Below are 26449 nucleotides of genomic sequence, written 5' to 3'. Positions count from 1 at the left end.
CGTTCCACGCCAAGCCGTACTCATGCTTATTGCGCGGGCCGAACGCGGGGGCATCGAGGCTGGGAAGGAGACCCGTTCGAACAGGGATGTGCATGACCGTCGACGACAATGGATGCGTCTACGACGAAGTAACCCCGTGAGGGGCATCCGGCTTGAGAGACGGCAGCGCCAGCCGATGCGAAGTTATGTTCGAGACGCGAGCGGCAATGTCCTTGCCTACGGCGATTCCGTCGCCCTTAGCAAGGATCTCAAGGTTTAGAGAGCGAACCAGGTCCCCATCTGGGAGTGTTCGGCCTAGTCGAAAAAAGATCGAGCGCGGCGGAAAGATCGAACGGGAACTTGGTTTAGAGCGATTGCGGTCATGTGTCCTGCGCTTGAAATGTGCGTGAAATGTGCGTAAATTAGTCCTCCATTTTCAGCAGGAGAACCGCCATGTCCGCGCTTGCTCTACCCGATGTTCTCGAAAGCGTTCACCAGCCCGGAACGTCCGATCTTTCGGCAACTGGTGTTGCGGACCTGTTTGGCCTTCAACTTCAGGATCTCGCAGCGATCGCGGCGGTACATCGCAACACGGTCAGGACCCATCCGAGTTCCGCCAAGCTACAGGCTACGCTGCGCGACTTGATGCGCGTGCTGTCCGCGGCATCCGTCGTGCAGCCCGACAAGGAGCGCGCGCTATTCCTCATCAAGAATGCTCCGATCCCGGCGTTTCGCCACAAGACGATCCTGCAACTCGTTACCGAAGGCCGGACCGAGGATGCGATCGACTACCTGGAATCCGTCAGTTCGGGATATGTCGGGTGATCCTCGAACATCTTCCCGCGGGCACGTTGCTCTACCGTGCCCATATGCCAGAATGGGCCAGCTTGCCGAGGAGCGGCGCGGGCGCGGCGCGCAAAGGCGGCCGGTTCAATCGAGAGGGCGTCGAAGCTCTCTACCTGGCGTTGGACGAAGTAACTGCCCTCCGTGAGTATCAGCAGACCTCTCCTTTTCTGCCGCCCTGCACCGTTTGCTCGTACACCGCGACATTGGTAAACCTCGTCGACCTTCAACAGCTGAGCCACGGCGACCCGTGGGACGACCTCTGGCATAGCTGGCGGGAGGACTGGCGCCACCTCAAATTCGACCTGCACGTCGAGCCGCCGACATGGGTACTGGGAGATCTCGTACTAGAGGCCGGCCATACAGGCATCATTTTTCCCAGCATAGCCAATCCGGGTGGGGCGAATGTCGTTATCTTCAGCGAACGGCTCGCAGGCGAGAATCGGATCGAAGTCAATGATCCCGAGGGTAGACTCCCGCGTAATCGGTCGAGTTGGGAGCGGTGAACCCCAAATAGATAGTCCGTGAAAATTCGGGGCCCTTATGCCACTGGCTTAGTGGAACACGTTGCCTTCAATGCACGCCGCTTGGCACCGATGTTTTTTCTGCCAATGAGAACCGTCACGGAAACCGGCATTCGTTGCATGCGATTTGATATAACCGACGACCCGTCCCGGTAGTGACGTCACCAGCGAAGGTCGTCCCGACGGCAAACGAAGCCGAAGCCCTGCGGATCAATCGTAACCAACGTCCTGCCGTTTCCTGAAGAGCTGACCATCCGCAAGACCGCGCAATTTGCCTTGTACGAACTATTCAGACCTCAACGAGCCCCGTCCGACCATTCGACAGGATGCAGACTATCCCAAAGCGCGCCGTCAGCGGTCTACACATGGCTATGGCCTCCCTTAGAAGGGAGGCTCGGCATCGATGCGGCCCTCCTGTTCGGCGATTGCCACTTCCAATTCCGCCTGTGCCAGTTCGAGCTCCGCTGCGATCTGAGCGCGCTCGGCCGGGTCGCAGCAGTTCAGCTCGCGGCGCAGTTCCTCGATGTGGTCTTCCAGCGCAACCGTCATTGCCGTCATCTCCTTGGATAATGTGAAAGATGGCGCGCCGGTGGTCGCGAGGATCGGGCTGGGTCAAGGATCGCGGGACGCGACCGGCGGAGCCGGCGGGCGGGGGAGCCAAAATGCGAAGCATTTCGGGGGGACCGCTCGTCCTTGAGGCGGCACGATTGCTCGTGACAGACTTGGCTCCCTGAGCAGATAGTTTTTTGATCTCGTGTGGCAGGGGTAGCGGACCCGGTGCGGGCTCGATGCCCGCACCGGGTCCTATCGACCATGAACAGTCCGCTTGGGCCGAACGCGTTCAGGGCGCCGGTCCCGATTGGTCGGGACCGGCGTTGGCGGATCAGTTCGGATTATTCCAGAGGATCACCTTGCGGTTCGGATCACCGCCCGGCGCCTGCGCAAGGTTGCCGAAGATCACCCCGATCTCCGGAGCCTCCAGCTTCACCGAGAGGTACTCCTCTCCGGTCTGGCGGGCGACACGGTTCCAGGCCGCGCCGATTTCAAAGCCGGTCTTGCGGTGGATGACGCGGTAGTCGGGGGCTTCTTCGCTTGCCTTGTTGGCGTTGGGGATGATGGCGATAGGGGCGTTGACCCGGATCGTGGCGAAGACGCCCTCGAGAGTGCCATCGGTCTTCTGCGTCAGAGCTGCGATCGTGGTTGCCATGGTATTGTCTCCTTCGGTTGCTCGGGACCATTCCCGATAACGCGCGAAGAGACGGCCGATCTGCTGCGGTCATCTCGCACGAAAATTCTGGGAAATTCTATTTTCCGAAAAAAGGCGGGCGCGCTTCGTCCCGCTTGCCGGAAGAAGTGCAAGAAGCCCGCATGAAGAACCCAAATCGAATTTTGCTGAATTTTCGTTCGAGACGTACCCCTTTAGGGGTTGACCGCGAAAGCAGGCGGTCGACTAAAGGGCGATATAGAAACGGGAATGGTCTTGTTGCAACCGAAGCCGGTGACAGACCGTTCAGGCCACCCGGTCCGGCACTGCTTAAGACCGCCGGTACATTGCAACGTGGGCACATCACATCGGTTTGCGCTGCGCCCCCCTCGCCCATCTCTGCCAATCGAAAGCAGCAAGGAGCGTCGACTGCCGCCACATCTCTCGGGTGCAAGTTGAGACGACCGCGGTGGACCATATTGCCAGAAAGCCGTGCTGCAATGTCTCGACACGCTGGGCCCCGCCGAGATCGACCAAGTCGATCTTCGACAAACTTGGCCGCCGTCCGGTCTCGGCACGAGCACAGTCCCCCGACAGACACCCGTCTGCTCCGATCAGTCGGTCCTGAGCAATCGGGGCTGGCATCGCTTGACGCGACCTGCCTGATCGCCGAGGGCGTCACGCTTCTGGAGCTGCAACGCTTTCGAGCCCAGCGCGGCATGGGAAATCCCAGTTCGTGCTCATGAGTTGCGAGCATTGCGAGCGAATGCGAGCCGATGGAGATCCTCGACGCGAGCCATGGTACCTCCGCCGGAAGAACACAATGAACTGTTCGCCGCGGCGATCGGCTGCGAACGGCGAGGGCTATAACGCCGAGCAGTGAAGCTCCTGCCCGCGGGAACTCGCCGAACGCAAGGGATCGTCACGTCGTCAAGGCGCGAAGACTGGATGCAGGCTTCGTGCAGCGGGCTCGCCGGCGAAACAGTGCCCGGTCGGGCGGATCGCCGGATGCGAGTGACCTGTCTTGAACTGAGGGTCAAAAAGCCGTATATACGCTTCTGTAGATACATAAGGGAGGCGACCATGCCCCATCTTGCACGGGTATTCCAGTCCGGAAACTCGCAGGCCGTCCGCCTGCCGAAGGAATTCCGCTTCAACGTCGAGCGCGTGGAGATCACGCAGGAGGGCGATGCTCTCATTCTCCGTCCGCATGTCGAGGCGGGCGAGCCGTGGTCGTCGCTGAAGGCAGCGCTGGCCCGCGGCATGAGTGACGACTTCATGGAGAGCGGGCGCGAGCAGCCGGAACAGCAGGATCGACCGGAACTTGACGCGGTGTTTCAGTGATCTCGCACCTTCTCGATACCAACGCTGTCATTGCCTTGATCGGCCGAAAATCGGATAGATTGGTCAGCCGTGTTCTCCACAGCCCTCAGGGCAGTCTCGGCCTACCCTCGGTCGTCGCGTATGAACTCTATTTTGGAGCGCAAAAAAGCGCAAAGGTCCAACACAACCTGGAAACGTTGCGTTTATTGATGGCGGATTTTTCGATCCTCGACTTTGACCAGAATGACGCCTTTGTCGCGGGCGAGATCCGGGCGGCCCTTGCCGCTAAGGGGACGCCCATCGGCCCCTATGACGTGCTGATCGCAGGGCAGGCGAAAGCTCGTGGATTGACCCTCGTCACTAACAATGTCGGCGAGTTCAACAGGGTTGAGAACTTGCATGTGGAGGATTGGTCGGTGTGAGCCTCGACAGGTTCAGGGCCGCGCACGCGAGACCGCGACATCATCGTCAAGGTTGAGTGCCAACGACGAGATGACCAACCGTGACGTCGGCAACACGCTGTGCTGTCTTCGGTTCACTGCGCTTCAGCTGTGACAGATGCGGCCGACGCACCGTTTGGTTTAAGCGTATTCGCATCGTCTCTGTCCGACATGATTCACGGAAAGCTCTCGTAGCCGAGCGTGTTTCCACCGACATCTTCGGACGCGTGCTTTCGCAGAAAAACATCCTCCTCCACCGCTGCTGCACGGGCGTCCCACTTTATACTATCACATTTCCGATAGTCTACACGACGGATCCGTGCTACATCGTCACCGACCCTTACAGGCCCCTTGGATGGGCGGCGGAGATGCAATGTGCGACGGTTTCTGATCGGCGACAGGTCGTTCGAAGAGGAATCGAACGAATTCCAGGCTATTCTTCCACGTGCTTACGAACAGGGGCTCCGTCCACATTGTCAGTGCAAGGAACCGCCGGTTCCGATGTATATCGCGCAACTCGAGGGGCAGCATTTCGTCAAACGCATGCCGCTTTCCGGGCGCGATCACGACCCGGCTTGCCCCTCCTACGACCCCCCTTACGAGTTGTCCGGCCTCGGTCCTTTAATCGGCAATGCCATTCAGGTCGATGCGAACGGCCGGGCAATCTTGAAGATAGATTTTTCGATGACGAAGAAAGGTCCGCGAGCGGCCGCATCTCAATCGGCGGGTCCGTCAGAGCGCGCCATTCGCAGTGAGCCGCAGAAGCTATCGTTGCGCGCAATGTTGCACTACCTGTGGGAAATGGGTGAATTGACCGAATGGCGTTCCTCCTGGGCCGGAAAGCGCGGCTGGGGTCGGGTCCGCACGAGCCTCATGAACGCCGCGTCGCAAATGACGACTCGTGGCGGTCAGCTCAGCGATATGCTGTTTGTGCCGGAAACTTTCCGTCAGGAGGACAAGGAAGCAATTGCCGCGCGCCGAGCGACCGCACTTGCCGGTGCGCAAGCGTCCGGGACAGGACCGCGCAAACTGATGATCGCGGTGGCGGAAGTGAAGGAGTTCATACCCGCACGCGTGGGGCATCGGATCGCGCTTCGGCATCTACCGTTTCCCCTCATGCTTGAACACGAGGCATGGAAACGGCTCAACGCCAAATACGAAACGGAACTGGAGTTATGGCGTTCGAACGATGAGCTGCATCTCGTTATGATTGCGACATTTGGGATTGCGGCATCCGGGGTCGCTGCCGTCGAAGAAGTCGCGATGATGGTGGTGAACGAGAACTGGATCCCATTTGATAGCGTCCACGAACGGTATCTCCTGGAGAAACTGGCTGCGCTGCGACGCAAGTTCGTCAAAGGGCTACGCTTCAATCTCCCACAGGAGCAACCAATCGTGTCGGTCACCTTGCCGGAAAAGCGGCCCTCCCCGGTCGCGATGTTCATCATCCCGGCCGGTGCAAGTGGGGACTACCAGCGGGCATTGGCGGAAATGATCGAGGCGAGACCAGAGATGACACATTGGATTTGGTGCATCGCCGAGGGGGACATGCCGCAATTGCCGTGATCGCGAGAATGCCGGAGGGATGGTTATTGTCTTTTCTCGGGGCAAGCTCGTTAGATGATGAAGGAAGCAGCAAATGAAGGCGTTCGTTTCGTAAAGTTCACGAACAGGCACAGCCTCTCCCGGTAGCGCCGCTCAATCTGGTCGAAATCGATCTCAGTCAAACGATAGATGCGGATTCTACGGACAGAGAAAGCGCACGGCGCCAAGGGGCCACAGCCCATTGCATCCTTCGGCAACTTCTTTTCCGCTAAAGGGGTGCCAGGCAGCAGAGGTGCCGTCATGCGACGAGCCAACATAGCTCGCTTTGCCGGACGTCCTTTCTTCACAAAAACTCAATTGGCCGATTGCCGCCATGTCGGCAACCGGCAATTCGAAAACTGCTTCCCTGCCGCCGCGGCCGGCTTTCCCAAACATCACCTCGCAATTTTTTCGCTCGCCAGGTGATGATCCTTGGCTGTTCTTCTTGAAAGGGGCGCCTATGCGGCGCCCCGGGCCTCATCCTGCTCGGCCTGTTGTGCATGCATCCAGTCGGCGATCTCCTGGGCTTTGCTGGCGGCAGTGAAGATTGCGCGCTTGTCGGAATTCATCACCTCAACCCACGAGGCAATGTAGCGGGCATGGTCGGGCCGCGGCTCGACACTGAGGCCCAAGTCGGCGCAAATCATCGCACTCAAGAGCTCGACCGTGCATTCCTCCATCGCATAGGCAGCCGTGCCGAAGCGTCCGGAGAGATCGCGGCCGAGGCGGTGGCTGGCGCCAGAAGCATGGCCACATTCATGAAGCAGCACGGCGTAGTAGGCGACCGCGTCGCGGAAGCACGCGAATCTTGGCATCTGCACCTGGTCCGTAGCCGGGCGGTAATAGGCCTGCGAGCCGCCGTGGCGGATGTCGATGCCGAGAGCCGCGCAGAACCGTTCGGCCCGATCGATCCGCTCAGCCTCGGCCAACACCGGCATCACGGGCCGTGTGTAACCGTCAACTTGGGCGCAGTTAAAAACTGAATAGCCGCGAGCGAACATGCGGCGGGCGGGCTCGTCACTTTCGCGATCGCCGTCTTGGGCATCCGCTTTGTCGCGATCGCTAGCCTTCCAGAACACGACAAGGTGGCCGTGCTCGCCCTTGCGAACCTGGGCGCCGAGCGCCTGCCATTGGCGGTAGGTGCCCCAGATGCCGGTGGGGTAGCCTGCCGCGTGCGCCGCAGCCCAAAGTGAGAGAATGTTGATGCCGCGGTAGGTCTTGGTTGAGGCGATATTGACGGGCGTGGTGATGGCCGATCCGTCGTGATGCCAGGGCATTCGGTAGTTGCCGGCGCCGGCTTCGATGGCAGCGATAATCTGGTTGGTGACGCGCTCGTAGATATCGATGGGTGTTTGGCGTCTGCGATCTGTGGTCATGGGTGCCTCCTTCAGCTCGCCCTCTCCGTCGAGGGCGAGGCGGCAGGGGCAGACGCGGGAAGCCTGCCCGTCATACCCTGTTCTCGGTGCTGGTGCGGAACAGGGTTGATGGGCTGGCAGCGTCTGCCACACCCGAGCCATGTCCCGACGGGCGCGCTTAAGGAGGCGCCGACCATGATCGGCGCGCGGAAGAAAACGGCCGGGATGATGCGCGCCTCTCAGCCAGCGTCGTCTCGTGGCGCGCTTCAGGGGGAGAACCCCGGCGTTACCGGAATGGGCCAGTGCCGCAGACCCTCTCGATGACGGCATTCCGGCCGGCGTCCTGCAGCGTCAGCACCTGGCTGTACGGGGCGGGCGTGTAGACGAGGCCGGGCAATTCGGCGATCTCGGTGCCGCGCATGGCTCGAAGCTCGGCTTGAGCGCGCGGACGGGCGCTCCTTGAGGGCTTTGAGTAATGATCGCCGTCGGCAGGATTCGGCAGTCCGGAACTCGGCGAGAAGACCGACCGCACGATTCGCCGTCGCCCGGCTGACGGCGGCTTCGTACGCCAGGTTGGAGACGGTGAGCGCGTCATCTGTGCGCTCGGGGCGGCCATCGAGCAGCCGTGCCATCGCCGCCCGCAAGCCGCCTCGCTCTTTGCGCCGAGCGCGCCCATGCTCCGCCCTCTATCTGGGGAGCAATCAGCCGGCACTTGCGTTCATCGTCGCTGCGGCGGCTTCGCGTTGCAACGGCAACAAGGGCTGATTGCATCGAACGACACCAAAAGAGCAAGCATATTCAACCAATGATGGTGTTTATGTAAATTATGCTATTGAAACAATTCAATTTGTCCTGCAAGATATGGTACGTGATGAAATGCAGGACAAATTCCGATGGTTGAGTACACATCCCCGTATTCAGATGAGCAGCAGCGTGTTCTGATCAATATCGAACAACACTATGATACCTGGATGGCAGCCGAACGTGCTGCGACAGCACTCCCATATGGAATGAAATGGGCGGAAAGATCGGGTAAGGAGTACCTCTATCAGGTCTTAGACCGCATCGGTAATGCCAAGAGCTTAGGCCCGAGGTCGCACGAGACAGAGGCTGCCATGGCGAACTACACGTCATCCAAAACCGAGATCAATGAGCGTCGGCAAGCCAGTGCTCGGAAGCTCACAGAATCTTGCGCTCTTTATCGCTCCTTGCGTCTGCCAATGATCCCATCCGAAGCGGCCAAAATTCTCCGCGAGGCGGACCGGCGATCTATGCTCGGCAGCAAGTTGCTTGTGGTGGGCACGAATGCGATGCCTGCCTACAGCATCGAGGCGGGTGGTGAGATCAATGACGCTCCGACCGAAACCGACGATTTCGATATGGCGTGGTCAGCCCTCGTCAAAGATGACGCAGACTTAGGCGTGATGGCAATGTTGAAAGGGGTGGACAGCACCTACACCGTGAATACAGAACGAACTTTTCAGGTTAGGAATGCAAAAGCATTTGAATTTGAGCTTCTGGCCGCCCCGTCGACGGTAGGCAACATGATCAGCAATGACAGGCCCAGCCCGTTGCCGCTAGAGGAACAGGAGTGGCTGCTGTTAGGAACGTATCTGAGCCATGTTGTCGTTGCCCGTGATGGGACTCCTGCTCGTTTGGTAGTACCCGATCCTCGGTACTTCGGCTTGCAAAAACTTTGGATGTCGGCGCAAGTGAAGCGCGACCCACGCAAAAAGCCGAAGGACCGCAGGCAAGGCATGGCAGTCTTGTCGGCAACAAAGGCGAGAATGCCGCATATTTCGATGGATGAAGAATTCGAGAAGGCGATGCCAGTAGAACTCCAACCTTTCTATGAGGCGTGGAAGGTGAACTATATCGAGTCACCAACACCCCGCTGGAGGTAGCATCGTGCGCTACGATCAAAGTCACAAAAATCCGCGCATCTGGCATTGACGCAGCAGAAACCTTTGATCTGGTCTGATGCGAAACGTTTCCAATCGTAGCTTTCTTAATGGAGAATCTGCTATTTTGTCTAAATCTCAATCTACTCAAGGCTTTAAACCTTGAGTAGATTCTGCTTAATTTTGATGGCGAAAGTTCAAAAGTATGTGTCGAACAGCACCGACGGACGCGTCCGCCGGGCTCGTTGTCACATCCAAAGATCTTATCAGGCGCGCAGTCGCTGCTCAGAATCCTTCGTGTCCACCTGCTCCAGTTCGCGTTCGCGCTTGTTGTAGCGGATCGAAGACCAGAGCGAGATGCCGATGAGCGCCGCGCCACCAAGACCGGTGATCACTTCCGGAATGTGGACGAGCGTCTGGAAGTACATGACGACCGAAAGGATCAGGATCGCGTAAAACGCACCGTGTTCCAGGTAGCGGTATTCGTTGAGCGTTCCCTTCTCAACCAGCATAATCGTCATCGAACGGACATACATGGCGCCGATGCCGAGGCCAATCGCAATGACGAAGAGGTTCTGTGTCAGGGCGAAGGCGCCGATGACGCCGTCAAACGAGAAGCTGGCATCGAGGACTTCGAGGTAAAGGAAGGCGCCAAAGCCGCCCTTTGCCGCCGCACTCATGGTTTGTTGTGAGGCATCGAGCAAACCGCCGACCACCTCAACCACGAGGAACGTCAACAGGCCGTAGATCGCCGAATAGACAAACGTGTGGACCTCTGCCGGTTCGAGCAGAGTCGAAAAGCCAAGAATAAGGGCGAGAACGAAGGCGATTTCGATGCCCTTGATGGTCGCAAACCTGGCCATCTTGCTCTCGACCCACTTGATCCAGTGCACGTCCTTCTCGTGATCGAAGAAGTAAGTCAGGCCCACCATCATCAGGAAGGTGCCGCCGAAGGCTGCGATCGGCAGGTGCGCGTCGTTCATGATGCGCGCGTATTCCTCAGGCTTGCTTGCCGCCAGAACGATCGCTTCGATCGGTCCGATCTTCGCCGCAATGACGACGATCAGCAGCGGGAAGACGATACGCATGCCGAAGACGGCAATGATGATGCCCCAGGTCAGGAAGCGATGCTGCCACGCGGGCGTCATGTCCTTGAGCTTGTTGGCATTTACGATCGCGTTGTCGAAGGACAGCGAGATCTCGAGCACCGCGAGCACGGTGCAGATGAAGAAGACCGAGGCCATACCGCCGATGGTTCCGGTCGATTGCCAACCGAGCCAGGCGCCGAGCACCAGGCCCACCACCGTGACAATGAAGGCCCATTTGAAATAGCCGAGAGCGCTCGTATGCGATTGAGGCTGTGTCATCGACGGGCCTCCTTCGCGCGAACGACGCCGGATTCGGTGAAGAAATGCGGTTTCAAAACGGAAATGCGCACGGCCGAAGGGGCACATGCGTGAGGCATGAGATCAGTTTTCATTGGAGCTAATCCGCCGGCTAATTTGCTGGCGGTACCGACATCACGAGAGCGCCGTAAAAACTCTCGCCAGAGGGGCCCGGCACCAGTGTTCATCCCGCGTCCGATGTCTTAAGGGCGGGACCACTTCCTAATTAGCAGCGTCCGGTGGAACGTCAAGAGGGCGCTGCTCGCTTTAGGATGTCGCTCACGCAATGGCGCCGTGCTTCGGCCCGACACAAACGACCCTCGTGATCGCGGCGTTGTCGAGGGGGGAAACTTGACGATTTGTGCGCGGCGATACTCACCGCGAATGGCCAGGCGTCATCGCACCTTGCCGGCCATATCCCGGAGCTTGACCAATGAGACGGGCATCAATCAATCAATCGACCGTCAGGATTGCCAATCGGTGGTCGCCGCGGCCAATCCCTGGCCAATTCGTTGTCCGCCATGCTTGGAGACGAACTTAGTTCCGAAAACGCATCGCCTTGAAGCCCGCCCTGATCTCATCGGCGAAGAGTTCCGGCTCCTCCCAGGCAGCAAAGTGCCCGCCCCTCGAGGCGTGATTATAGTAGACGAGCTTCGGATAGGCTTTTGACAGCCATTTTCTTGGCGGCCGATAGACCTCTCCCGGAAACACGGTTACGGCGACAGGAACTTTGGCCGCGGTGAGCTTTACTCCAGCCCTGAGGTTTTCCCAGTAGATGCGTCCGCTCGACGGGCCGGTGTTCGTCAGCCAGTACAGTGTGATGTTGTCCAGAATATCGTCTCGGCTCAGAGCCTGTTCCGGATGGCCTCGTGTGAACACCCAATCCGCGATCTTGTCGTAAAGCCAGGCCGCCAGGCCGACCGGAGAATCCGCAAGCCCGTAGCCAACCGTCTCCGGACGCGTGCTGAGGATCGAAGCATAGCCAAAGCCGTTGTTCAGGAAGTCGCGAGCCTCGTCGAAAACTTGCCTCTCTTCGGCCGACAAGCTGTCGGGAGCCGGCCCTCCGCTCTTCAGCGCTTGGGCGGCGTCGGCTGGGAACGTCGTCGCGCGCTCGATCCGGTTGACGTGGATACCGAGCAGCCCTTCCGGAGCCTGACGCCCGAGGGCGTCACTGATGATGGCGCCCCAGTCACCGCCTTGCGAGACATAGTGGTTGTAGCCGAGCCGTTTCATCAGCGTGTCCCAGGCCATGGCGATCCGCTGTGCGTCCCAACCTGTCGAGGTTGGTTTCTGCGAAAAGCCGAAGCCGGGGAGTGAGGGAATGACAATATGGAATGCGTCTTCAGCCTTGCCGCCATGAGCGGTCGGATCGGTCAGCGGGGCGATGACGTCCAGCAGCTCAAAGACCGAACCCGGCCAGCCATGGGTCATGATCAGCGGAAGTGCATTCTCATGGCGCGAGCGGACGTGGATGAAATGAATATCCAGCCCGTCGATATCAGTCAGGAATTGAGGAAACGCATTGAGCTTTCGTTCCGCTTTGCGCCAATCATAGGCGGACTGCCAGTAAGCCACGAGCTCCTGGAGCGTCTGCTGCTCGACGCCCTGTGAGCGGTCTTTGACGGTCGCACTGTCCGGCCAGCGCGTGGCCGCGAGACGGCGTCTCAGATCCGCGAGGGCGGTCTCGGGCATGTCGGCCTTGAAGGGACGGATGTCGTCGCTGCTGATCGGCGCTTTTGCGACGTTGGCGGCAACGCCGGACGCTGGCAGCACCGCTGCCGCTACTCCGATCGCGGCGCCTGAAAGCAGAAACGAGCGCCGCGTCACCTGGCGCTTCCCAGCCTTGTTTTCCAAGTCCATTTAAGAAATCCCTTTGAACACTCACAATCGTCGTCGGACAGGTTTTGACGTTATGCCGGAGCCTCACCGATGGCGGCGAGGCCCCGGGCTACGCTAATTTGTCAGGCCTCGTCGGGACCTTTGCGGTAGATCAGGAACTTGTTTCCTTCCGGGTCGCGAAAATAGGCACAGTAGGGGTCACCGCCATAAGGGCCTCTCGGACCGGGCGCGCCTTCGTCCGAGCCGCCCGCTTCCAAGGCCGTCGCATAAGCGAGATCCACCTGCGCCCGCGAGCGGGCCTCGAAGGCGATCATCGTACCATTGCCGGCAATGGCCGTCTCGCCATTGAACGGCTTGAGCACCCCGAACTCGAGGGCCCGGTGCCCGTAGTAGACGGCACGTCCCGGCTGAACGAGCACGCGGCCGATGCCGAAGACCGCGAGGAATTTGTCATAGTAGGCAGCGGCAGCGTCGAGATCGTTCGTGCCGACGGTCGAGTGGCCGGGGAGCGCTCTGGCTTTTTCCGCAACCGCATTTTGCGAAGAGGGCGTCATATCGTTCATTCTGATCTTCCTTTTTAGGCGAGCGATTTTCGTCTCGCTGGTTCGCTTGGGATCGCTGTCGAAAACCGACGATCCGCGAATGAGCGGAAAGCTAAGAACGAGGTCGGGCGGCCAGCACCCAGCGAAATTGAGAGCCATCCTCTCATGCGGACACATGGTTCGTTCGGGGCGGCTGGGAGCAGGAGGAGGTCGCGGCACCGCAGGAACGGGCATTAGAGCAGGCATCATGCCGCCGGCGGCCTTTGCTCAGTTCAAGAGGGTCCCTCTCACAAACACCATCTGCCAGTGACCAAATGGATATAGGATCTTCTCGTCAGGATCAGACAGACCAGAAGGACGCCTGACATGGTTAAGCCATCGCTCAAGAATTTCGTCGTAACCGCTTCCATGGCAATGGCGTCGGCGGCATCAGCGCACGCCGGCGCCGCCATCTCCGTGACCGGGCCGAAGATCGACTTCATCAAGGTTGACGAGACCATCACGCTGCGGCGCATGGTTACCGGCCCAGCCTCCGCCAACGGCACGGTTCTCTTCCTGCATGGCTTCCCGGAAACGTTGGCCGTCTGGAAAGAGATCGCGGAAACATTGGGCAAGGACTACGAGGTGCATGCTTTCGACTGGCCTGGTTACGGCCAGTCTTCGCGCCCCTCGGCGCCACAGTTCTCCTATTCGCCGAAGGACTACGCCAAGGTTCTCAGGGCCTATATCGACAAGACGGGCGTCGACCGATCGAATTTGGTCATCTACGCCTCGGATATCGGCGGCCTTCCCGCACTGCTTTTGGCCCTCGACGAACCAACGTTGGCGAGGAAGATCATCGTCGGCGATTTCGCCCCCTTCAACAGGCCGCAGTACATGTATGAAAGCCTGCAGAACCTCAAGGCAGAGCCGACGGCGACGCCGACGCGGGCCTACATGAACAAGACCAGCGACGAGATCCTGCAAAACGTGCATCGCCGTGGCCTAGCACCGGGGGCCCAGTACGAACTGGCGACCGAGGTGCAGGCGGACATGAAGGATTCCTGGGCACGCGACGGCGTAACAAGCGCCGACGCCTTCGCCTTCTATTACTCCCATTTCACGCGCGACGAGGACTATCTCGAGGCCAATCTCCACAAGCTCAAGACTCCAGTGAAGGTGATCTGGGGTGACCAGGATATCTACATCAAGGCGGAGATGGGCAAGGAGTTTGCCGATCGTACCAATGCGGAGTTCGAGCTTCTGGCAGGTATCGGCCACTTCCCGCATCTTCAGGATCCGGCCCGGACTGTTGAAGAGGTGCGGGCCGCCTTCGCAGACTAGGCCTTGGATTCCTCGCCTCGTTTGCAGACAGCGCGGAGGTGAGGTAGCACCCAGTCGACGAAGGACCGTACCTTCAGCGTCAGCTGACCTTGGCGGGAATAGACAATATGGATCGGTCGGGGCCTTTGGTCGAAAGCTTCCAAAACCGGCACGAGAGCGCCTGAAGCCAGCTCGTCGGGGACTTGATAATCGAACAGTCGGGCGATGCCGGCGCCGCCGATCGCTGCTGCCACGCAATTGGCGGCGGTGTTGACCTCGAGGCGGGTCCGAGGAACCGCCTCCACCGAGTTGCCGTCGACATCGAAGGTCCAGAAGAAAGTCCGCTTATTGAAGAATATTCCGTCATGGTCAGCAAGATCGCTCGGATGCTCCGGCACGCCCCGGCGCTGCAGATAGGCAGGGCTCGCGCAAGTCAGCAGGCGGAACTCACCGGCCTTGACCGCGTAGAGAGAACTATCGGCGAGGTCGCCCAACCGAATGGCGATGTCGACTTGTTCTTCTACCAGGTGCACCGTCCTGTCGAGCGAGAGCAGGTTGAGCGACACCTCCGGATACTTCTCCATGTAGCTGAGTGCGATCGGCATTACATAGCGGGCGCCGAACTCGACCGGCATGGTGATCGTCAGGGTGCCGCGAGGCGTCTGGTACTCGCCGGACGCCCGACGTTCCGCCTCCTCGAGGTCGGCCATGATCTTTCGGGCCGCCTCGACATATTCCCGGCCGGCATCGGTGAGCTGAAGATTGCGGCTGGTGCGCACGACGAGGCTCGCACCCAGGTGCCGTTCAAGTTCGGCAACCTTGCGGCTGACGCTGGGCAGTGGAGCATTCAGCTTCCTGCTCCCTGCAGAAATGCTGCCGGCGTCGACGACTGCCAGCAACATTTTCATTGCTTCGAGACGATCCATCGTATCCCCCGCAGGCGCTTCCGGTGTTGCCTATGTCATTATGACCCTATGCTCCGCCGGCATTCGAAGCCGTAGCTCGCTGTTCTCCACCCTCGGACCTCGCCGATGGTTCCGAAGAAGCGCGCATCTCCTGCGCGAGCAGACTGACCGCCATGCGTTTGCTCTGCCGAACCGGCTCGCCTGTTCGCGTCATTTGCGCAATGGCCGTCGCCCCCTCGTGCAAGAGGTTGATCGTGTCGGCGATGCGTTTCGGTTCCGCGAACCGGGCCGCATGCGCGAGCTCCTCGAAATAGGCGAGGACCAGCCGTTTGTGCATCAAAGCGGCGCGGAACACCGGATCGACGGCCTCCTTGTGCTCCCCCGCCGCGCTCATGAAAATGCAGCCGCGGAACTGTTTGTCCCGGACCGACGCTTCGAGGAAATCGAAGGTCGCGAGAAGACGTTCATAGGGATCGTTCGTACGCTGCTCGACAAAGATGCGCATCTCGGCGCGGGATTGTTCATCGCGCCGCTCAAGTGCAGCCAGGATAAGATCCTCTTTGGTTTCAAAGTGCCGATAGAGCGTCGTCTTGGCCACCCCGGCTTCGGCGATGAGGAGATCGATCCCGGTCGCGTGGTAGCCGTGAAGGTTGAACAGGTGCAGGGCGGTATCGAGCAGATGTCCGCGGATCTCTGAGCGGCGCATGTTCACTCCTTAAAACAAAACAGATTTGTATCATTTTATCGCGCTCTGCGAGAAATGCAAGCCACGCGCGCCGGCTGCCCGGGCGCCGCGCCCAACACACCTCCAAGCCTTTAAGCAGTATTTCTCGGGTAACGCGACAACAAATTCCTAAAAGCAGGATTGCCAAACGATACAGATCGGTATATTTAAGCTCACATCGATACAGACCTGTATCGTTTACTAGGCCAGTCGGGAGAATGGCCCGACGCCACCAACCAGGAGAAGACAATGCCTCGTGATCTCGCACACCACAGCGCGGCGCGTCCGCGTGTCCACGTTCGTTCCGCCGCCTCCGCGCTCGACCTGATCGATAGCCACGGCCAGGCCGTCACTGCGGCTGGCCTTTATGGCTCGCTCGCCGTGATCTACGGCTGGTTCGGCGGCATGAAGTTCACCCGTTATGAAGCGGAGGGTCTGATCGGCCTGGTCAGTAACAATCCCTTGCTGAGTTGGACCTATTCGCTCTTCAGCGTGGAAGGCTTCTCAAACCTTCTCGGCATCCTCGAGCTAAGCATTGCCGCCCTCATCGTGGCCCGGTTCATAAAGCCGGTCTACTCGCTCGTCGGCGGCTTGCTCTCGGCCGGGCTTTTCGCAACGACCATCAGCTTCATGGTGACGACACCCGGTGTGTTTGTGCCAGAGCTCGGCTTTCCAGCGATCTCGGTCGCTCCCGGGCAGTTCCTGCTCAAAGATGTCGGGCTCTTCGCCCTCTCCGTCTGGATCGCCATCGACTCGTTTGCGGCGCTTCGTGCGGCACGCGCCTGATTGACGAATTGCGCGACCCAACGGTCCGCCTCATCCACTGCAATCTACGACTACACCATCTCCGGCGATGTGGCCGGCTGAACAAAGGAACGTCTCATGATCATGCACTATCTTTTGTCGAGAATCCGCGATCACCAACGCTACCGCCAGACCGCTCTGGAACTAGGCCGTTACAGCGATCACCAACTCGACGACATCGGCATCTACCGCTTCGAAATCGACGATATCGCTCGCCGGCAGTTCAACAAGTGACCAAGCCACGACGCGGGGCCGGTGCAGCGAGGTATTGCGCAAGAGGTGCATCGGCCAGGTCCTGGCCAAAACGAGGCAACTGGCCACGCGCCGCGGATGTGGCGCCGGCCAGCGAAGCCTGAGCTTCATCGCCCGTTCCAAGAAACACGCCCTATTGGAGAAAAGGAAATGACCTACAGAAAGACAGACGAAGCGATCCGAAAACTGACGCCCGAGCAGTTTCGCATCACTCAACAGAGCGGGACCGAGCGTCCCTTCACGGGCGAGTACAATGACAACAAGAGGCCGGGGATTTATGTCGATATCGTTTCCGGCGAGCCGTTGTTTGCCTCTTCCGACAAATTCGATTCCGGTTGTGGCTGGCCAAGCTTTACCAAGCCGATAGTGCCAGCAAATGTCGAAGAACTGCATGATCGTTCCCATGGCATGATCCGCACCGAGGTTCGCTCGAAGCATGGCGACAGTCACCTTGGCCATGTGTTTCCCGACGGGCCACGGGATCGAGGCGGCCTACGTTATTGCATCAATTCCGCCTCCCTGCGCTTCATTCCCCGCGAGGAAATGGAGATCGAGGGTTACGGCGCGTTCATCAACCAGGTGGAGGATATCTGAATGACCGATAGAGCTGGCAGAGCTGTTTTGGCCGGTGGCTGCTTCTGGGGGATGCAGGATTTGATCCGCAAGCTCCCGGGGGTCATCGCGACGCGTGTGGGCTACACTGGAGGCGATGTGCCTAACGCCACCTACCGTAACCACGGCACCCACGCGGAGGGTATCGAGATCGCCTTCGATCCGGGGACGATCAGCTACAGGCAGATTCTGGAGGTATTCTTCCAGATTCACGACCCCACCACAAAGAACCGCCAGGGCAACGACATCGGCATGTCCTATCGCTCGGCAATCTACTACGTCGACGGCGAGCAGAAGCGAATAGCGGAGGACGCCATCGCGGACGTCAACGCTTCAGGCCTGTGGCCGGGCAAGGTCGTGACTGAACTCGAACCCGTCGGAGACTTCTGGCAAGCGGAGCCGGAGCACCAGGATTACCTGGAGCGCTACCCCAACGGCTACACCTGCCACTTCCCGCGCCGGAACTGGGTGCTGCCACGGCGGACCGCCGCGGAATAGCCGGACGCTGATACCGGCATGAATTCGGGCAGGCAGGCCAGCTTGCCCGAATTCTCCCTCGCCTGAGGCGACATCAAGGGGTGAACGCGGCTTTGCGGCTGCGTTCATCGCGCACCCTCGAAGTCGTTTGTTCGCGAACAGGAAAATTGGAGCGTACGGCGTTTGAAAAGGCGGACGTATGCGGCGCCGAGCATCACCCGGCCTTCGCTACGGCACCGCGGCGGCGACGCTGCGGCGTCCGGGCGGCAAGCCAATCCTTTATGTTACCCGCATGCTCCTTGGGCGCTTTCGCGGCGGCGCGCCCGGCAATGCTCGCCAACGTATGGCCAGCCATCACTTCTCTTGCCCGTTTTTCGGCCTCGATCATGACCGCGTGAATGGAGCAGACGCCGTCCTCTGCCCAGGCGGGCGTCCGATCGCCGAACAACGCGCACTGTCCGCGGATTTCCTTGCATTCGAACAGTGGCTTCCGTCCATCGATGGCCTCGATGACATCGAGCGCGGTGATGTTGGTGGCGGGGCGGGCAAGCGCGAAACCGCCGCCAATCCCTTCCCGGGCGACGACAATGCCGGCCTTCTGGAGCTTGGTGAAAAGCTTGGCTACGAACTCGGGGGAAATCTTCTGCAGCTCGGCAAGATCGCGTGCACTTGCCGGCTGGCCTATCTCCTCTGCCTCGATGAGGAACAGGAGACAGTGGAGGGCGTATTCGACGCCTGCGCTTATGTGAGCCACGGAAACACCAAAACACCGACAAATGTAGTCGGAGATAACATCGAAGCCTTGCCTGCGCAAGTCCTTGGGCGTCTTCGCCGCGTTGACAATGCGTTTCCGAAATCGGCCGGATTCGATGTTGCTGATTTACTACGACTGAGTTAGTCGTAGTTAAGCGACGGCATTGGATCATCGCGAAAACCGTCTCCGGATTGGAGACTTCTACCGAAACGGCAATCGCACGATGGCTGGCCCCCGCTCAGCCAATGGCGAAGCCTTGTCTGAGGAAAACAAATGCGTGAACGAATTCTGATTATCGGCGCTGGCTTTGCCGGAATGTGGTCGGCACTCGGCGCCATGCGGCTACTTGACCAGCAAGGAAAGGCCGACGGTTCCGTCGAGGTTGCCGTGATCGCGCCGCAACCCGAACTCCACATTCGCCCCCGTCTTTACGAAAAGCATGCGGCGAAGATGAAGGCGCCCCTATCCGAGGTCTTTGCCAACGCCGGCGTGCGTTTCATCAAGGGCTATGCGACGTCCATCACGACGGCGGACAACGCCGTTACCTATGCGGATGACGACGGCAGGGAGACGACGATCGGCTACACCAAGCTTGTTCTTGCGACCGGCAGCGTCCTGTTCCGCCCGGATATTCCGGGGCTTGCCCATGCCTTCAATGTCGACCAGCTTGCCGACGCGGCGGAGCTGGAGGAACACATCGCCCAATTGGGTCGTCTTCCGGAAACCCGCGCACGCAACACCGTGGTCGTCGCCGGCGGCGGCTTCACCGGCATCGAAACGGCCGCCGAATTGCCGCATCGTCTTCGCGCCGCGCTTGGAGAAAACGCAGACGTTCGCGTCGTGATCGTCGAGCGCGGCAATGCGATCGGACCGGATCTCGGGCCGGGCCCGCGTCCGGTCATCGAGCAGGCGCTTTCGGAATTGGACGTTGAGACACGGCTGCTGTCTCCAATCGTTGCCATCGACCATAATGGCGTCACCCTCTCATCCGGCGAGCGTATCGACGCGGCCACCGTGATCTGGACGGCGGGCGCCCGCGCCAATCCGATCACCAAGGAGATTGACGCGGACAAGGACTCGTTCGGCCGTCTTCACGTTGACCGGAACCTCAAGGTCATCGGCCACGCGAACGTCTTTGCGACCGGCGACGTCGCGTGTGCGGCAACGGACGATATCGGCAACCGAACGATGATGAGCTGCCAGCACGCCCAGAACCTCGGGCGTTCCGCAGGGCACAACGTCGCTGCCGACCTGCTTGGCGTAACCTCGATTCCCTACAGCCAGGAAAAGTACGTCACCTGTCTCGATCTCGGCCCGTGGGGTGCCGTCTACACCGAAGGATGGGACCGTCAGGTAAAGCTGACCGGCGCCGAAGCAAAAGAGCTCAAGACGAAGATCAACACCACCTGGATCTATCCGCCGAGTGCCGATCGCGCAGCAGCTTTGGACGCCGCCGACCCGCTCCGCATCGTCGTTGCGTGATCGTGGAAGGGGCCGAGAGGCCCAACGGCGAAGAAACGACCAATTGGCAACCAGCGCGCTGATCGCGTTGGTTGCCACAAGCGAGCCCGCTCCTTCATCCTCTCTGAAAGGCTACGGGCTCGCTTTCCCACAAGACGTCATGAAAGGAGAAATGTCGTCATGAATGCACGCTTCATCCTAGGCGCAGCCTACACCGCCGCCGCCATAGCCACCGGCATGCCGGCCACCGCCCATGGCCCCACCGAAACGGTCACGCCGCATTTCGAAAAGGCGATACCCAACATTCCGGGCAAGACGATGAAAGTGGTGATCGTAGAATACCCGCCGGGCGGAGCCTCCGTCCCGCACAGTCACGCGGACTCCTCGTTCATCTTCGCCCACGTTCTCTCTGGAGAAATCGAATCGAAGGTCAATGACGGCCCGACACAAACCTACCGCGTCGGCGAGAGCTGGTACGAACCGCCGGCGTCCAGGCACCTCGTCAGCCGCAACGCGAGCAAGATCAAGCCCGCAAGGCTGCTTGCCGTCTTCGTGCTTGATAGCGACGAAAAAACGCTGACCACCCCGATCGAGTAGACCCGAACCCAAGGAACCGAACAAATGAGCAAGCGTCTCGACTACAACCAGATCGCACCGGCCGGCGCCAAGGCCCTTGGCGGTGTCTACGGCTACGTCCTGCAAAGTGGCCTGCCGCCGGTGCTGGTGGATCTGGTTTATCTTCGCATCTCGCAGATCAACAATTGCGCCTACTGTCTCGACATGCACACGCGCGACCTTTTGAAAAAGGGCCAACAGATCGAAAAGATCGCGCTGGTGCAGGCATGGCGGGAAGCCGGTCACCTCTTTGACGAGCGTGAACGGGCGGCCCTCGCCTGGGCCGAAACCGTCACGCGCGTCGCCGAGACGGGCGTGACGGACGAGGCCTATGAGGCTGCGCGCGCCGAGTTCAACGAGCGCGAACTCACCGACCTCACGATCGCGATCGGCCTGATGAACGCCTATAACCGTATGGCGATCAGTTTCCGCAATACGCCGCAAGCAGCACTTGAGAAGTAATCTCATAGCCCGTTGCGGGCGCAATCACTGCGCCCGCAAGCTCTCTGCTAATTCCTGGGATCTAAACGGCAAGCTCTTTTGGATCGGAACATGCGCCGCAAACGGTGAAATCAATTTAGCCCCGGTCGGAACCAATCTTGTCCCGTGAGGTCGAGGCGCAATGCCCAAACCGATTCATTCGCAAATCTTATGGTTCCATATGCAGACGGCAATGGATCGGCCCGGCGGAATGTGTCATGGCGTGCGCAACTTGTTGAAGGCACCAACATGACCGTGATCACCGCTCCCCTAGCCGCCCCGGACGCCGCCCGAACCGGCGTCCTCATCATGCTGCTCGGCATGTTGATGTTCTCGCTGAACGACGTCATGGGGAAATGGCTGGTCGCGACCTATTCCGTCAGTCAGTTGATGGTGATCCGCAGCATTGCCGCACTTCTGTTCCTGTCGCCCTTCATTCTCAGGCGTGGCCTGCGCTCGATGTTCAGGGTCGAGCGGCCGGGACTGCAGGCGCTTCGCTCGCTGCTTTTCGCGATTGATGCCTCGGCCTTCTATTTCGCCGTCGCCTATATGCCGCTTGCCGATACCATGACCTATTGGCTGGCGGCGCCGATCTACGTTGCAGCCGCTTCGCCGTTCCTGCTCGGCGAAAAGGTCGGCTGGCGGCGCTGGACGGCGATCCTCGTCGGTTTCGCCGGCGTGTTGATTGCGCTTGAACCCTCCAAGGAGAGCTTCAGCCTGCCGGCGCTGATCGCGCTTGCAGGCAGCACAGCTTTCGCCTTCGCACTGATGCTTGGCCGCACGCTGCGCTCAACGCCGGACACTACTCTCGTCTTCTGGCAGATCGTCGGCGCATTGATCTTCTCGCTCATCGGCGTTGCGGCCAACCCTTCCGGCTGGGCGCCTGTCGACGGCGAGGCACTCGTGCAGCTCGGCATGCTCGGTATCGTCGCGATGCTGGCGCACATTCTGGTCAACCGCTCGCTCAAGCTTGCCGATGCCGCGACTGTCGTGCCCTTGCAATACACGCTGCTTTTCTGGGCCGTGGCCTTCGGCTGGTTCTTCTTCGGTGACACGCCCCGCCCGACCGTGATCGTCGGCGCGGCATTGATCGTCGCCTCGGGTCTCTTCATCTTCTTCCGCGAGCAACAACTGAAGAGGCGGCAGGCGAAGGCCTGAGCAGCCAGGCGGGGTTTCGTTGAGCGTCGCTCTCTGCTACCCCGCCCGCAATCAACGCTGTAGGAGAGGCAGATGGCCAAGGCGATCCATTCGATGATCCGGGTTCTCGATGAAAAGAAGTCGGTCGATTTCTATCGCCTGGCCTTTGGGCTAGAGGTCGTCGAAAGGCTGGACTTCGAAACCTTCACCCTCGTCTATCTCGGCAATGAGGAGAGCGAATTCGAGCTCGAGCTGACGATCAACAAGGATCGAAGCGAGCCCTATGCGCTCGGCGATGGCTATGGCCATCTGGCGCTCTCGGTCGACGATCTCGATGCAGAGCATCAACGTGCTGCCGATGCCGGCCTCAACCCGGGCAAGATCGTCGCTTTCAACCGCGATGGTGCCCTGCTCGCTCGCTTCTTCTTCCTGGTCGATCCCGACGGTTACAAGATCGAGGTGCTTCAACGCCACGGTCGCTACAAGTGACACCTGACATACAACGTCAATCAACCAAAACAATACCGGTTATCGCGCCTATCTATTTCGCTTATAGGCCGGAGCGACATAGTCTTCCCTGGAAGCATCAAGAATGATGCAAACAAAGGGGAACGCGAATGAAGAAGATTGCAGCAGCCATGCTGGCCATCATGGCAGCGACCGCCTCATCGGCTCAGGCCGCAGAAAAGATCAAGATTGGCACGGAGGGCGCATACCCTCCCTTCAACTTCATTGATCCCGCCGGCAAGATCGGCGGCTTCGATGTGGATATCGGGCTTGCGCTTTGCGAGCGCATGAAGGTCGAGTGCGAAGTGGTCGCCCAGGATTGGGACGGCATCATTCCCGGTCTGCTTGCCAAGAAGTACGACCTGATCATCGCCTCGATGTTCATCACCGAGGAACGCAAGAAGCAGGTCGCCTTCACCAATCCCTACTATCTCGCCGCGATGACGCATGCTGCGCCAAAGGGCTCCGGCATCACCGAGTTCACCAATGAAGCCCTCAAGGGCAAGGTGATCGGCGCTCAATCCGGCACCACCCAGGCCGAATATATCACCGCCACCTATCCCGATGCGGAGATCAAGCTCTATCCGACCCAGGACGAAGCCAATCTCGACATGGTCAATGGCCGTCTCGATCTGCAGGTCGGCGACATGCTGCCGCTGCTCGACTGGGTGACCAAGAACGCCGATGGCAAGAACTGCTGCGAACTCATCGGCGAGCCGATTACCGACAAGAAGTTTGTCGGCGACGGTGTCGGTATCGCCGTGCGCCAGGAGGACAATGACCTGCGCGAGAAGCTCAACAAGGCGCTCGACGAAATCCGTGCCGACGGCACCTACAAGAAGATCAACGACAAATACTTCTCGATCGACGTCTACACGATGAAGTAAGGCGCTTGGCCCAGGCCTCTCGATAGATCCAACCGCGCCCGCCATGGGTGCGGTCGGGTCACATCCCAATCGTTACCAAGTCGCGGCCGGTGCTGGGATCGATATCCCCGACATTTCCCGCCACGGTTGCTGCCATAGGCTATCTGCCTATCATCTCGACAAGGCTACTTGCCCTGACGATCTCCACCGCCCTTGTTCGAGACATGCGTGTGCCATTTGATCCCCGAGAGTACACGCCGGACGCATTCGGAAATGGGTGCCGCGGCTGCACCGAGGTTGGCGGATAGGGAGACAGGCGCTAAACCTCGTTCGTGAAGATCTTGTATGGCTTTGGCCTGGAAACAACGGGCATCGGGGACCGATATGTTCGATCTCAGCGGAATGACGGCACTGGTGACAGGCGGCGGTCGCGGGCTGGGCCTTGAAATGGCAAAGGCTCTCGCCTCAGCCGGCGCGGCGGTGGCAATCAACGGTCGCAACCACGAGACACTTGATGCTGTGCGCCGCCAACTTGCCGAAGATGGCATCGCACTCGATGTCGCCCCAGGCGATGTCGCGACGGATGCGGCAGAGATTGTCGACGCCGCGGTAGCGGGAACGGGGCAGCTCGACATCCTGATCCATGCGGTTGGCGAGCGCGACCGGCGTGGCACCGACGCCATGGACCCCGCCTCCTTTGCGGCTCTGATCAACGCGGATCTGACAGCGGCCTACGGGATGGCGAAGGCTGCGCTTCCTTACCTTCGCCGCTCCGCTTCCGGGCGGCTGATCTTCGTTACCTCCATCGCCGCCGTCGCCGCGCGCCCTGGAGATCCAGCCTACACCGCCGCAAAAGGCGGCCTTGATGCACTCACCCGCTCGCTTGCAGTCGAGCTCGGCTCCGACACGTTGACGGTCAACGCTATTGCGCCCGGCTGGTTCGCGACGGAGACCAATGCGGCGCTGGCCGCCGATCCGGCGCTCCAGGCTTTCGTTGACGTCCGCATTCCCCTGAAACGCTGGGGCCGACCGGAAGAGATCGCACCTGCGGCCGTGTTCCTGGCTTCGCCCGCTGCAAGCTTCGTCAACGGCATTACACTGACCGTCGATGGCGGCATGACTGTGCAAATGTAGCTGCCGTTGGCCCCAAGATAACATCATGGTCTGCTGCTCTCGTTCGGCAATCCTTCTGCGAGAAGCATCGCAAGGCTGGAGGCGGCCTTGTCCGCCTTCGGTTTGAGCCGCAGGCTGAACTCCGCCTTCGGCAACGCCGGCAACGAGAGGGCTTGGGGCGCGACGGCGACCCCCTCGCCTACAAATCGCGCGGTCCGCGCCGTGATCGCGATGCCGCTGCGGACCGCAGCACGCAACCCGGAAAGGCTCGGACTGGTCGCCGCGATACGATAGGCAAGACCGGCGTCTTCGAGCGCACGGGTGGCCGCCGAGCGAAACCCGCAGGGCGGGTCCAATACCGCGATCGGCAACTCACCACCGGCGGGAACCGGATCAGCCGATGCGGATAACCACAGCATCGGCTCGCTCAGCATCGTGATCTCGTCCGGTTGCGCGCCGTCCCGCATGACGATCAGGACATCGATCGTTCCTTGGTCGTAGGCTGTCGTCAGTTCCCGCGAGCGCCCGACCCGCAGATCGAGGCGTACGCGCGGATGGGTTCGCGCAAAGAGACGCAAGAGATCGGGCAGGTTGCTGTCGGCGAAGTCCTGGGTGCAGCCGAGCGTCAGGCGCCCATCGGCCTTTGCGCCCTTGAGGCTGAGCCACGCATCCCGATGGACTTCGAGAATCCGCCGCGCATGAACGAGCAGTTCCTCCCCGGCCGGCGTGAGGACACGTCCTCTCCCCGACTGGGCGAGAAGCGGCTCTCCCACCATTACCTCCAATCGCTGCATCTGAGCGGTGACAGCGGAAGCGGTGCGCCCCACCGCGGCGGCCGCGTGCGCAAGTGAGCCACCTTCTGCAAAGGCAAGGAACGTTCGGAGCAGGTCAGGATCGAAGGTTTTCATACTTCATAATAATCGAATTATCGATATCAAACAATTCGATTTTATCTCATCAAATGAAATGGCAGATTGAATTCAACAACGGATCACAGATCACCAAAAGGAGCCTTCCATGCCTATCATCAACATCTCGGTCAGCGGCAAGGCAGACGTAGCTCTCTCTTCCCGGATCGCCGCCGCGGTCAGCGAGCTGACGGCCACGCACCTGCGCAAGGATCCGACGATCACCGCGATCGCCGTGACCTACATCGATCCCGCCCATTGGTTCGCCGGTGGCAGGTCGCTGGCGGAGCAGGATCTGAACAGCTTCTGGCTGGACATCAAGGTCGTCGACGGGACAAACACGAAGCCGGAAATGGCTGCCTATCTGGAGGCGGTATACGGCCGCTTCGAGCAACTGCTCGGCAGGCTGCATTCGGAGAGCTACATTCTCGTGCACGAGGTGCCGGCCGCTGCTTACGGCTACGGTGGCAAGACGCAAGAGTTTCGATACATCAGCGGGAAGCTGAACGTCACCGCATAGCAGCGGACATCCTCTCAGCTGGCCGCCCTCCGCACAGTCCGGATTGCGCGGAGGGGTCGCCAGTTTCATCACGCGGCAAAATGGGAGCGCCGG

31 protein-coding genes are annotated in these 26449 nt (G+C 60.0%); 20 read left to right on the top strand and 11 right to left on the bottom strand.

The window, feature by feature from the left end:
* Positions 1-22 precede the first annotated feature (22 nt).
* From V7S54_RS33350 to V7S54_RS29225, 3 genes are all read left to right on the top strand, one after another.
* Positions 23-259, top strand: coding sequence for a PhnA domain-containing protein (locus V7S54_RS33350; RefSeq protein ID WP_442892625.1), 237 nt, complete (start codon positions 23-25; stop codon positions 257-259).
* 173 nt (positions 260-432) lie between these two features.
* Positions 433-804: a hypothetical protein gene (locus tag V7S54_RS29230; RefSeq protein WP_336409529.1), complete on the top strand. Its 372-nt coding sequence runs from the start codon at positions 433-435 to the stop codon at positions 802-804.
* Positions 801-1328, top strand: coding sequence for an RES family NAD+ phosphorylase (locus V7S54_RS29225; protein ID WP_336409528.1), 528 nt, complete (start codon positions 801-803; stop codon positions 1326-1328). The genes V7S54_RS29230 and V7S54_RS29225 overlap by 4 nt, the downstream gene beginning before the upstream one ends.
* 399 nt (positions 1329-1727) lie before the next feature.
* Here the strand turns inward: V7S54_RS29225 and V7S54_RS29220 are convergent, their stop codons facing one another.
* Together V7S54_RS29220 and V7S54_RS29215 are read right to left on the bottom strand one after the other, a co-directional pair.
* Positions 1728-1895 (bottom strand): hypothetical protein, encoded by a 168-nt coding sequence (locus V7S54_RS29220; RefSeq protein WP_336409596.1) that lies wholly within the window; start codon positions 1893-1895, stop codon positions 1728-1730.
* Positions 1896-2229: 334 nt separating this feature from the next.
* A complete protein-coding gene (locus tag V7S54_RS29215; RefSeq protein WP_058323403.1) occupies positions 2230-2553 on the bottom strand; it encodes a DUF736 domain-containing protein in 324 nt (107 codons plus the stop codon).
* A gap of 1080 nt (positions 2554-3633) precedes the next feature.
* Here V7S54_RS29215 and V7S54_RS29210 point away from each other — a divergent pair.
* The 3 genes from V7S54_RS29210 to V7S54_RS29200 all read left to right on the top strand — a co-directional run bounded on the left by V7S54_RS29210 (position 3634) and on the right by V7S54_RS29200 (position 5879).
* A complete protein-coding gene (locus V7S54_RS29210) occupies positions 3634-3894 on the top strand; it encodes an antitoxin (RefSeq protein ID WP_336409527.1) in 261 nt (86 codons plus the stop codon).
* Positions 3891-4295 (top strand): type II toxin-antitoxin system VapC family toxin, encoded by a 405-nt coding sequence (locus V7S54_RS29205; protein ID WP_223729078.1) that lies wholly within the window; start codon positions 3891-3893, stop codon positions 4293-4295. The genes V7S54_RS29210 and V7S54_RS29205 overlap by 4 nt, the downstream gene beginning before the upstream one ends.
* Before the next feature lie 393 nt (positions 4296-4688).
* On the top strand, positions 4689-5879 hold the full coding sequence (locus V7S54_RS29200) for a DUF1173 domain-containing protein (RefSeq protein ID WP_336409526.1): 1191 nt from the start codon (positions 4689-4691) through the stop codon (positions 5877-5879).
* 476 nt (positions 5880-6355) lie between these two features.
* On the opposite strand, the gene V7S54_RS29195 is transcribed toward V7S54_RS29200, so the two are convergent.
* Both V7S54_RS29195 and V7S54_RS29190 read right to left on the bottom strand, forming a co-directional pair.
* Complete coding sequence (locus V7S54_RS29195; RefSeq protein ID WP_336409525.1) at positions 6356-7273, bottom strand: ArdC family protein; 918 nt, start codon at positions 7271-7273, stop codon at positions 6356-6358.
* Between the two features lie 265 nt (positions 7274-7538).
* Positions 7539-7673 carry a hypothetical protein gene (locus V7S54_RS29190; protein WP_336409524.1) on the bottom strand — a complete coding sequence of 45 codons (135 nt, stop codon included), beginning with the start codon at positions 7671-7673 and terminating at the stop codon, positions 7539-7541.
* 472 nt (positions 7674-8145) lie between these two features.
* Here V7S54_RS29190 and V7S54_RS29185 point away from each other — a divergent pair, with 472 nt between their 5' ends.
* Positions 8146-9156, top strand: a complete 1011-nt coding sequence (locus V7S54_RS29185) for a GSU2403 family nucleotidyltransferase fold protein (protein WP_336409523.1) — start codon at positions 8146-8148, stop codon at positions 9154-9156.
* Between the two features lie 263 nt (positions 9157-9419).
* On the opposite strand, the gene V7S54_RS29180 is transcribed toward V7S54_RS29185, so the two are convergent.
* The 3 genes from V7S54_RS29180 to V7S54_RS29170 all read right to left on the bottom strand — a co-directional run bounded on the left by V7S54_RS29180 (position 9420) and on the right by V7S54_RS29170 (position 12940).
* Complete coding sequence (locus V7S54_RS29180) at positions 9420-10520, bottom strand: DUF475 domain-containing protein (protein WP_336409522.1); 1101 nt, start codon at positions 10518-10520, stop codon at positions 9420-9422.
* 555 nt (positions 10521-11075) lie between these two features.
* On the bottom strand, positions 11076-12398 hold the full coding sequence (locus V7S54_RS29175; RefSeq protein WP_336409521.1) for an epoxide hydrolase family protein: 1323 nt from the start codon (positions 12396-12398) through the stop codon (positions 11076-11078).
* Positions 12399-12499: 101 nt separating this feature from the next.
* On the bottom strand, positions 12500-12940 hold the full coding sequence (locus V7S54_RS29170; RefSeq protein WP_336409520.1) for a VOC family protein: 441 nt from the start codon (positions 12938-12940) through the stop codon (positions 12500-12502).
* Positions 12941-13285: 345 nt separating this feature from the next.
* On the opposite strand from V7S54_RS29170, the gene V7S54_RS29165 reads away from it, so the two are divergent.
* A complete protein-coding gene (locus tag V7S54_RS29165) occupies positions 13286-14242 on the top strand; it encodes an alpha/beta fold hydrolase (RefSeq protein ID WP_442892624.1) in 957 nt (318 codons plus the stop codon).
* Here V7S54_RS29165 and V7S54_RS29160 read toward each other — a convergent pair.
* Together V7S54_RS29160 and V7S54_RS29155 are read right to left on the bottom strand one after the other, a co-directional pair.
* Positions 14239-15147 carry a LysR substrate-binding domain-containing protein gene (locus V7S54_RS29160; protein ID WP_336409519.1) on the bottom strand — a complete coding sequence of 303 codons (909 nt, stop codon included), beginning with the start codon at positions 15145-15147 and terminating at the stop codon, positions 14239-14241. The two genes, V7S54_RS29165 and V7S54_RS29160, sit on opposite strands and share 4 nt — an antisense overlap.
* A 46-nt stretch (positions 15148-15193) precedes the next feature.
* Positions 15194-15832: a TetR/AcrR family transcriptional regulator gene (locus tag V7S54_RS29155; RefSeq protein ID WP_336409586.1), complete on the bottom strand. Its 639-nt coding sequence runs from the start codon at positions 15830-15832 to the stop codon at positions 15194-15196.
* A 267-nt stretch (positions 15833-16099) separates the two neighbouring features.
* On the opposite strand from V7S54_RS29155, the gene V7S54_RS29150 reads away from it, so the two are divergent.
* The 4 genes from V7S54_RS29150 (at position 16100) to msrA (ending at position 18016) form a co-directional block, all read left to right on the top strand.
* Positions 16100-16636 carry a YkgB family protein gene (locus tag V7S54_RS29150; RefSeq protein ID WP_336409518.1) on the top strand — a complete coding sequence of 179 codons (537 nt, stop codon included), beginning with the start codon at positions 16100-16102 and terminating at the stop codon, positions 16634-16636.
* 96 nt (positions 16637-16732) lie between these two features.
* Positions 16733-16888 (top strand): DUF1127 domain-containing protein, encoded by a 156-nt coding sequence (locus tag V7S54_RS29145; protein ID WP_336409517.1) that lies wholly within the window; start codon positions 16733-16735, stop codon positions 16886-16888.
* Positions 16889-17056: 168 nt separating this feature from the next.
* Entirely contained in the window at positions 17057-17500 is a 444-nt protein-coding gene (msrB, locus tag V7S54_RS29140; RefSeq protein WP_336409516.1) for a peptide-methionine (R)-S-oxide reductase MsrB, read from the top strand.
* Positions 17501-18016, top strand: a complete 516-nt coding sequence (msrA, locus tag V7S54_RS29135) for a peptide-methionine (S)-S-oxide reductase MsrA (RefSeq protein WP_336409515.1) — start codon at positions 17501-17503, stop codon at positions 18014-18016.
* Between the two features lie 193 nt (positions 18017-18209).
* Here msrA and V7S54_RS29130 read toward each other — a convergent pair whose 3' ends face one another.
* Entirely contained in the window at positions 18210-18749 is a 540-nt protein-coding gene (locus V7S54_RS29130; protein ID WP_336409514.1) for an RrF2 family transcriptional regulator, read from the bottom strand.
* A gap of 273 nt (positions 18750-19022) precedes the next feature.
* On the opposite strand from V7S54_RS29130, the gene V7S54_RS29125 reads away from it, so the two are divergent.
* The 7 genes from V7S54_RS29125 (at position 19023) to V7S54_RS29095 (ending at position 24949) form a co-directional block, all read left to right on the top strand.
* Positions 19023-20231 carry an NAD(P)/FAD-dependent oxidoreductase gene (locus tag V7S54_RS29125; protein ID WP_336409513.1) on the top strand — a complete coding sequence of 403 codons (1209 nt, stop codon included), beginning with the start codon at positions 19023-19025 and terminating at the stop codon, positions 20229-20231.
* Positions 20232-20390: 159 nt separating this feature from the next.
* Positions 20391-20807: a cupin domain-containing protein gene (locus tag V7S54_RS29120; protein WP_336409512.1), complete on the top strand. Its 417-nt coding sequence runs from the start codon at positions 20391-20393 to the stop codon at positions 20805-20807.
* 24 nt (positions 20808-20831) lie between these two features.
* The gene (locus tag V7S54_RS29115; RefSeq protein ID WP_336409511.1) at positions 20832-21287 is read left to right on the top strand and encodes a carboxymuconolactone decarboxylase family protein; all 456 of its coding nucleotides are present in this window, start codon (positions 20832-20834) and stop codon (positions 21285-21287) included.
* Between the two features lie 267 nt (positions 21288-21554).
* Positions 21555-22463, top strand: coding sequence for a DMT family transporter (locus V7S54_RS29110; protein WP_336409510.1), 909 nt, complete (start codon positions 21555-21557; stop codon positions 22461-22463).
* A 72-nt stretch (positions 22464-22535) separates the two neighbouring features.
* Positions 22536-22931: a VOC family protein gene (locus tag V7S54_RS29105; protein ID WP_336409509.1), complete on the top strand. Its 396-nt coding sequence runs from the start codon at positions 22536-22538 to the stop codon at positions 22929-22931.
* Between the two features lie 128 nt (positions 22932-23059).
* Positions 23060-23836 carry an ABC transporter substrate-binding protein gene (locus V7S54_RS29100; protein WP_336409508.1) on the top strand — a complete coding sequence of 259 codons (777 nt, stop codon included), beginning with the start codon at positions 23060-23062 and terminating at the stop codon, positions 23834-23836.
* A 363-nt stretch (positions 23837-24199) separates the two neighbouring features.
* On the top strand, positions 24200-24949 hold the full coding sequence (locus V7S54_RS29095; RefSeq protein WP_336409507.1) for an SDR family oxidoreductase: 750 nt from the start codon (positions 24200-24202) through the stop codon (positions 24947-24949).
* A gap of 23 nt (positions 24950-24972) precedes the next feature.
* Here V7S54_RS29095 and V7S54_RS29090 read toward each other — a convergent pair whose 3' ends face one another.
* The gene (locus tag V7S54_RS29090; RefSeq protein ID WP_336409506.1) at positions 24973-25836 is read right to left on the bottom strand and encodes a LysR substrate-binding domain-containing protein; all 864 of its coding nucleotides are present in this window, start codon (positions 25834-25836) and stop codon (positions 24973-24975) included.
* Between the two features lie 109 nt (positions 25837-25945).
* Here V7S54_RS29090 and V7S54_RS29085 point away from each other — a divergent pair, with 109 nt between their 5' ends.
* Entirely contained in the window at positions 25946-26356 is a 411-nt protein-coding gene (locus tag V7S54_RS29085; RefSeq protein ID WP_336409505.1) for a tautomerase family protein, read from the top strand.
* Positions 26357-26449: the final 93 nt, after the last annotated feature.

The organism is Ensifer sp. CCNWLY38, assembly GCF_037120565.1.
GTDB lineage: Bacteria > Pseudomonadota > Alphaproteobacteria > Rhizobiales > Rhizobiaceae > Ensifer > Ensifer adhaerens_H.
Note: the sequence above shows the minus strand (reverse complement) of the source record. Positions and strands in the feature narration are given on the sequence as shown.